The organism is Streptomyces sp. URMC 127, from assembly GCF_051386535.1.
In the GTDB taxonomy this organism is placed as follows: domain Bacteria; phylum Actinomycetota; class Actinomycetes; order Streptomycetales; family Streptomycetaceae; genus Streptomyces.
Genome location: NZ_JBPQTW010000294.1, coordinates 1 through 6,996 on the forward strand (window position 1 = coordinate 1; position 6,996 = coordinate 6,996).

5 protein-coding genes and 1 pseudogene are annotated in these 6,996 nt (G+C 75.5%); all 6 read right to left on the reverse strand.

Annotation, left to right across the window (positions count from 1 at the left end; translation table 11 throughout):
- The coding region (locus ACSNOH_RS32285; RefSeq protein WP_436725007.1) for a cytochrome P450 at nucleotides 1-1,125 on the reverse strand (1,125 nt) is incomplete at its 3' end.
- Complete coding sequence (locus tag ACSNOH_RS32290; RefSeq protein ID WP_436725008.1) at nucleotides 1,110-1,793, reverse strand: GTP-binding protein; 684 nt, start codon at nucleotides 1,791-1,793, stop codon at nucleotides 1,110-1,112. The genes ACSNOH_RS32285 and ACSNOH_RS32290, both read right to left, overlap by 16 nt.
- A complete protein-coding gene (locus ACSNOH_RS32295) occupies nucleotides 1,771-2,097 on the reverse strand; it encodes a DUF742 domain-containing protein (protein WP_436725010.1) in 327 nt (108 codons plus the stop codon). Before ACSNOH_RS32295 ends, ACSNOH_RS32290 begins: the two co-directional genes overlap by 23 nt.
- 32 nt (nucleotides 2,098-2,129) lie before the next feature.
- A complete protein-coding gene (locus ACSNOH_RS32300; protein ID WP_436725011.1) occupies nucleotides 2,130-2,531 on the reverse strand; it encodes a roadblock/LC7 domain-containing protein in 402 nt (133 codons plus the stop codon).
- 1,147 nt (nucleotides 2,532-3,678) lie between these two features.
- A pseudogene (locus ACSNOH_RS32305) lies at nucleotides 3,679-4,596 on the reverse strand (ATP-binding protein); the annotation flags it as partial.
- Between the two features lie 240 nt (nucleotides 4,597-4,836).
- Entirely contained in the window at nucleotides 4,837-6,237 is a 1,401-nt protein-coding gene (locus ACSNOH_RS32310; protein ID WP_436725009.1) for a lyase family protein, read from the reverse strand.
- Nucleotides 6,238-6,996 lie beyond the last annotated feature (759 nt).

Here is a 6,996-nt window from a genome sequence, read left to right on the forward strand (position 1 = left end):
GGGCTGCGGGCCGGACGGCGGGGCCGGGGGGAAGCGCACGGGCAGCGCGGTCAGGGCGCGGTGGAACGGGCCGGGCCGCCAGACGAGGCGGTCGGCGGAGACGGCGAGTTCGAGGTCCGGCAGCCGGTCGAGGAGCTTCTCGACGGCGACGGCGGCGATCAGGCGGGCCGCGTTCTTGGCCGGGCAGTGGTGGGGGCCGGCGCTCCAGGCGAGGTGGGCGCGGTTGCCGGTGCGCCGGGTGGTGAGCAGCGCCGGGTCGGTGTTGGCGGCGGCGAAGCTGACGACGACGGGCTCGCCCGCGGCCAGCGGCACGCCGCCGAAGTCGACGTCCTGCACGGGGTAGTGGACGCCGTAGTTGGCCATCGGCGGGTCGAGCCAGAGCACCTCGTCCAGGGCGTCCTCGACCGGCATGCTGCCGCCCGCGAGGTCGCCCGCGAAGCGGTCGTCGGAGAGCAGCAGCCGCAGGGCGTTGGCGATGAGGTTCTGCTGGGGCTCGGTGCCGGCGCCGATGAGGACGACGAGCTGGTGGATCAGCTCCTCGTCGCTCAGGCGGGCGTGGTGCGCCATCAGCCACGAGATCATGTCGGCGCCGGGCTGCTCCCGCTTGAGGCCGATGAGCTCGATGAGCGTGCTGGTGATGAGCGCGTCCGCGCGCTCGGCGTCGACGCCGTCGAAGATGCCGGAGAAGCCCTCCACGAGGCGGTCGCCGAGCTCGGGCGGGCAGCCGAAGAGCTGCTGGAAGACCAGCAGCGGCAGCACCTTGGCGTACGCGCCCAGCAGGTCGGCCTCGCCCAGGCCCGCGAAGCGGTCGATGAGGGTGTCGGCGCTGCGCTCGACGTAGCCGCGCAGGGCGTTGGGGTCGATGCGCGCGAGGGAGTCGGTGACGGCCTGGCGCAGCCGCGTGTGGGCCTCCCCGTCGGAGAAGAGGCAGTTGGGGCGGTAGGCCATCATCGGCACGACCGGGTTGTCCGGGGCGACGCGGCCGTCGGCGAGGGAGCGCCACCGGCGGGCGTCCTTGCCGAAGACCTCGGGCGTGCGGAGCACTTCGAGCGCGGCCCGGTAGTCGGTCACGAGCGTCGCGCGGCCGCCCCCGTCGGGGCGGGGGTGGTTCACGCGTTCTCCCATGCGGTGCGCCGCTGCAGGTACTCGACGAGGGCGATGAGCGCGCGGGTGGACGAGACCCGGTCGCGGGCGTCACAGGTGACCAGGGGCGTCTCGGGCAGCAGGTCGAGGGCCTCGCGGATCTCCTCCTCCGGGTAGACCGGCGCGCCGTCGAAGTGGTTGACGGCCACCCCGTAGGGCAGGCCGAGCTCCTCCAGCAGGCCCATGACGTCGAAGGACTGCTCCAGGCGGCGGGTGTCGGCGAGGACGAGGGCGCCGAGCGCGCCCTGCGTCATGTCCTGCCACAGGCGGGTGAAGCGCTGCTGGCCGGGGGCGCCGAAGAGGTAGAGCACCAGGCTGTCGCTGAGCGTGAGGCGGCCGAAGTCCATGGCGACCGTGGTGGTGGTCTTGCCCTCGATGCCGGCGAGGTCGTCGACGCCCGCTCCGGCCTGGGTCATGGTCTCCTCGGTGCGCAGCGGCCGGATCTCCGACAGCGAGCCGACGAAGGTGGTCTTGCCGACGGCGAAGTGGCCGACGACGAGGAGCTTCGCCGCGGTGCGCACGCTGCGCCTCAGGTAGAGCTCGCCGTCGCCGGTGCCGGGAACGGGCTCGTGACCGGCGGGACCGGCGGAACCGGCGGAACCAGACGGACCGGCGGGACCAGCGGGCTCAGAGGCGAGCGCGAAGTCCATCCAGCACCTCCTGCAGGATCTGGGCCTCGGGGAGTTGTGCCGAGGGGATGGGTGCCCGGGTGATGAGGTGGCCGCTGTCGACCAGGTCGCCGAGCAGCACCTTGGTGACGCTCACGGGCAGCATCAGGTGCCCGGCGATCTCGGCGACCGACAGGGGACCGCCGAGGCAGAGTTCCATGAGCCGGCGCTTTTCGGGGCTGAGCCCGTTGAGCGGCCGGTCGTACTGGGCCAGGACCAGGGTGACCAGGTCGAAGGTGTTGCGGGTGGGGTGGGCGCGGCCGTCGGTGACGACGTACGGCCGCACTAACCCCCTCTCGTGCCTCGGCGCGGGCGGGGTCATGCCGGGGCGCCCGAGCCCTGCCAGGTGCCCGTGCGGGGCGGGCTGGTCAGCTCCTTGCCGAGCCGGTCGACGAGCTTCTGCATGCGGTACGTGACCGCCTCCATGTCGACGTGCTCGGTCGCGGACACCGCGAGGTACGCGCCGGGGCCGGCGGCGATGAGGAACACGTAGCCGTGGGCGAACTCCACGAGCGTCTGCCGCCAGGGGTTCTCCTGCTGCGCCTGGTGGGTGCAGAACTCGGAGGTGGAGCGGCTGATGGACTGCAGGCCGGAGAGGGCGGCGGCCTGCCGCTCGGCCTCGTCCCGCTCGATGCCCTGGGAGCGGGCGCGGAGCATGCCGTCGGAGGACAGGAGGATCGCGTGCCGGGCTTCGGGCATCTTGACGACCTCGTCCAGCATCCAGCCGAGTTCGTTGTTGAGGTGGTCGTTCACGCGCGGGGGCCGTGTGCGCCGGGGCCTCGTACGGCTCGGCCCCATGCGCTGGCGCGTCGTACGGCCGGGCTTCGTGCGACGGTGCCCCGTGCGGTGCGGCCTCGTGCGCTGGCGCCCCGTACGGGCGGGCTTCGTCCGCGGGGGCCCGGTGCGCCGGGGCCTCGTGGGCCGGCGCCTCGTACGGCCCGGCCCCATGCGCCGACGCCCCGTACGGCCCGGTCTCATGCGCCGGGGCCTCGGACGGGCGGGCTTCGTGCGCGGGGGCCCTGTGCGCCGGGGCCTCATGCGCCGGGGCACCGTACGGCCCGGCCTCATGCGACGGGGCCTCGGACGGGCGGGCTTCGTGCGCGGGGGCCCTGTGCGCCGGAGTCTCGTGCGACGGGGCCTCGTGGGCCGGTGCCCCGTGCGGTGCGGCCTCGTGCGCTGGTGCCCCGTGCGGTCCGGCCTCGTGCGCCGACGCCTCGTACGGTCCGGCCCCATGCGCCGGGGCTCCGTGCGGTCCGGCCTCGTGCAGGGGGCCGATAGGGGTGCCGGCTGCCGGAGTGCGGCCCGCGCGGGTGCCGCGGGCGAAGGCGCCCATGCGGCGGGCGGTCTCCTCGGCCGTGCGCTCGCCGGAGCCTCCGTCCCGGGAGCCCGGGGCGGACGTCTCGGCCGGCAGCGGCGCGGGCGCGCCCCGGTGGCTGCGGGGGGCCGGCTGCCGGCGGCGGCGCTTGGGCAGGCCGCCCGCGGTGGAACCGACGGAGCCGGGAACGGGGCCGGCGGTGCCGGAGGGGGCGGCGCGGTCCGCGGCCGGCGCCGCGGGGAAGTCCGGTACGGACGGGAAGTCGGGTACGGGCGGGAAGTCCGGCACCGGCGCCTGCCCCGGGGGCCGAGAAGCCGCCGCCCTGTCCGCCTCGTGCCCGCGGCCGCGCCCCTGCCCACGGCGCTCGCGGTGCTCACCGCGCTCGCGGCGGTCGCGGCGGTCGCGGTGGTCACCGTGGTCGCGCCCCTGCTCGGCCTGAGGCCGCAGCGGCGTCGTGTCGGGCCCGTCGATGTCGATCTGGGTGAGCAGGGCGCTCGGGAGGAACAGCACCGCCCGGACGCCGCCGTACGGCGAACGCGTGTCGACCGAGACGCTGAACCCGTAGCGCGCGGCGAGCACACCGATGACCGGGAAGCCGAACTGCGGCGGGTCGCCGAGGCGCGAGACGTCGACGGCGGCACGGCCGGTGAGCAGGGCGCCGGCCCGCTGGATCTCCTGGCCGTCCATGCCGACGCCCGCGTCGTCGATGACGATGCAGGCGCCGTTGTGCACGGGCTGCAGGCCCACCTCGACGGTGGTGTTGGGCTGGGAGTGGCGCGCGGCGTTGTCGAGGAGTTCGGCGACGGCCAGCACCACCGGCTCCACGGCGCGGCTGACGACGGCGAGGTCGGCCTGGCTGTGAACCTGGACGCGCCGGTAGTCGCGGATGCGGGACGTGGCGCCCCGTACGACGTCGGTCAGGGGCGAGGCGGCGCGCTGCCGGCCGGGCCAGGAGCCGCACAGGACGGCGATGGCCTGGGCGCGGCGGCCGAACTGGGAGTTGGCGTGGTCGATCTGCAGCAGGTCGCGCAGCACGTCCGGGTTGTCGTGCCGGTCCTGCATGTCGGAGATGGCCAGCTGCTGTTCGTGCGCGAGCCCCTGGAGGGCGCGCATGGAGGCCTTGAGGGCGGCCTTGGCGGACTGGTCGGCGCGGGCCTGCGCCTTGTCGACCGCCTGGGTGAAGGTGTCCATCACGGACTGCAGTCCGTGCGCGAAGACGGTGCCGGCGAGCCGCTCGTCGAGCAGGCCGGGCAGGGGCACGGGCTGGTGCATGGAGGCCGTCACGGCGGGCAGCCGGACGGCGGTGAGGTGGCCGAGCTCGGTGTCGCGCGCTCGCTGGCCTTCCTCCAGCGTCACCGCGCGCTGCCGCAGGGCCGCACTGATGCCCCGCTGACGCACCAGCAGGACCGCGACGGCGATCAGCGCCGCGACGAGGCACCAGGTCACTACGTCCGGTATGTGATGTGACATCAATTCCTCGTGGACGCAGGGGGCATGCGGACGGCTGGACGGGGCCGTTGTCCCTGACGTCCCGTCCAGAAGCGGAATACGCCGATCATCCTAACCACGGCCGTGGCCGGGTGGCCGATCTTCGCCTACGGATGACCGAACACGCATCCGCCTTCCGCAGGGCCTCGGACGAGGGTACGGAAGGCGGATGGCGAGCGCAGTCGGTGCGGGTGAAGTGTTGTCAGGACCACAGTGCGCGCGTCAGGACGCGCCCGGCGCTTCCAGTGCGCGGTCGACCAGCGCGCCCGCGGCGCCGGTGTAATCGGCGGGGTCGCAGAGGGCGGCCAGTTCGGCCGCGCTGAAGTGACCGTCCAGTAACGGATGATCGGCGAGGATTGCATACAGTTCCCGGCCATCTGCGGCCGCTTCGGCCGACGCCGCGGTGAGCAGCCGCTTGGCCGCCGCCCTGCCGATGCGCGGCGCCAGGACGGCCGCGAGGCGCTCCGAGACGACCCGGGCGCCGGTCAGGCCGAGGTTCTCGCGCATCCGGTCGGGCCGTACCTCCAGCCCCTGCGCGAGCTCCGCGGCGGTACGGGCCGCGCCGCCGGCCAGGCGCAGGCACTCGCGGAGCAGCTGCCACTCCGCGTGCCAGGCGCCGGCGGAGCGCTCGTCCTCCGCCGCCAGGCACTGCGTGATGCCGGCGGCCAGGACGGGGACCTGCAGCGCCGCGCTGCGGATCAGGGTGGCCAGGACGGGGTTGCGCTTGTGCGGCATAGCCGAGGAGGCGCCGCGGACGCCGTCGCCGTTTCTGCCGTTGCCGTTGCTGCCGCTGCCGCTGCCGCCGCTGCCGCCGTTCGGCTCGGCGACCTCGCCGACCTCCGTACGGGCCAGTGACTGCACGTCCGCCGCGAGCTTGCCGAGGGCACCGGCCGTGAACGCGAGGGCGGCGGCCAGGTCGGCGACCGGGGTGCGCAGGGCGTGCCAGGGCAGGGCCGGGCGCGCCAGGCCGGTCTCGGCGGCGAACGCGTCGAGGAGGCGGTGCGCGTAGCCGTCGTCACCGGTGTCGTCTGTTGCGGCGAGGCGCGCGTACTCCAGGTAGCCCGCGAGCGTGCCGGCGGCGCCGCCGAGCGAGACCGGCAGGCTCGCGTGCACGTGCGCCAGCCGCCGCTCCGCGTCGAGGACGAGCTGCCGCCAGCCGGCCGCCTTCAGCCCGAACGTCGTGGGCACGGCGTGCAGGGTGAGCGTGCGGCCCGCCATGAGGGTGTCCCGGTGCCGGGCGGCGAGCGCGGCCAGCGCCGCGGCGGTACGGGTCAGGTCCGCGCGGACCGTGCGGAGGGTGCGGTCCGCTACCAGCATGGTGCCCGTGTCCAGGATGTCCTGGCTGGTGGAGCCGCGGTGCACGTACTCGGCGGCGTGCGGGTCGTTCGCGGCGACGGCCGCGGTGAGCGCCTGCACGAGGCCGACGACGGGGTTCGCGGTCTCGCGGGCGGCCAGCGCGAGGGCGCGCACGTCCAGCGCGTCCGCGCGGGCGGCCCGGGTGATCGCCTCCGCGGCGGCGGCCGGCACGGCCCCGAGCCGGGCCTGCGCCCGCGCGAGCGCGGCCTCGGCATCGAGCATGGCCTGCAGCCAGGCGATGTCGGAGGTATCAGCCTCGGCGGGCACGCCGGCCCTGACGGGCGAAAGCAGTCCTACGTCTGCGACGGCGTCTTGCGGGGGTGTCGTTCGCGGGGGCGTCGTTCGCGGGGGCTCGTGAACCTGCGCCCGGGACGTGGCCGGCGGTGCCGGACCCGGCTCGGGCCGTACGGCACCGCCGGGATCCACCGCGGGGGTTGCCCGCCGCTGCGGCGGATCAAAGGGGGCAGGCCCTCCTTGACCCTGAACGGAGAGCCCCTCGCGCGCGGCGCCGCGGGAATCCACTGCGGACGTGCCCCGCCGCTGCGGCGGGGTCGAGGAGGCAGGCCCCTGTTGGCCGGGCGCGCCCGGCGCAGCCCCTCCGCCGCGAACGTCATCAGCCGGGACGGCGGCCCCCGGCGGCGCCGGACCCGGCTCGGGTCGTACGGCACCGCCGGGATCCACCGCGGGGGTTGCCCGCCGCTGCGGCGGATCCAAGGGGGCAGGCCCTCGTTGGCCTTCAGCGGAGAGCCCCTCGCACGCGGCACCGCCGGGATCCACCGCGGGGGTTGCTCGCCGCCGCGGCGGATCCAAGGGGGCAGGCCCCCCTTGACCCTCAGCGGAGAGCCCCCCACGCGCGGCACCGCCGGACTCCGCCACTTGAGCTGCTCGCCGCTGCGGCGGGTTCGACGGGGCAGGCCCCCCTTGACCCTCAGCGGAGAGCTCCTCGCGCGCCGTACCGCCGGACTCCGCCACTTGAGCTGCTCGCCGCTGCGGCGGGTTCGACGGGGCGGGCGGGTTCTCTTGGGG

Bases quoted from the DNA above. Each gene is read 5' to 3' on its own strand.
- ACSNOH_RS32290 (WP_436725008.1), bottom strand. From the start codon at position 1,793: ATGGACTTCGCGCTCGCCTCTGAGCCCGCTGGTCCCGCCGGTCCGTCT.
- ACSNOH_RS32300 (WP_436725011.1), bottom strand. From the start codon at position 2,531: ATGCTGGACGAGGTCGTCAAGATGCCCGAAGCCCGGCACGCGATCCTC.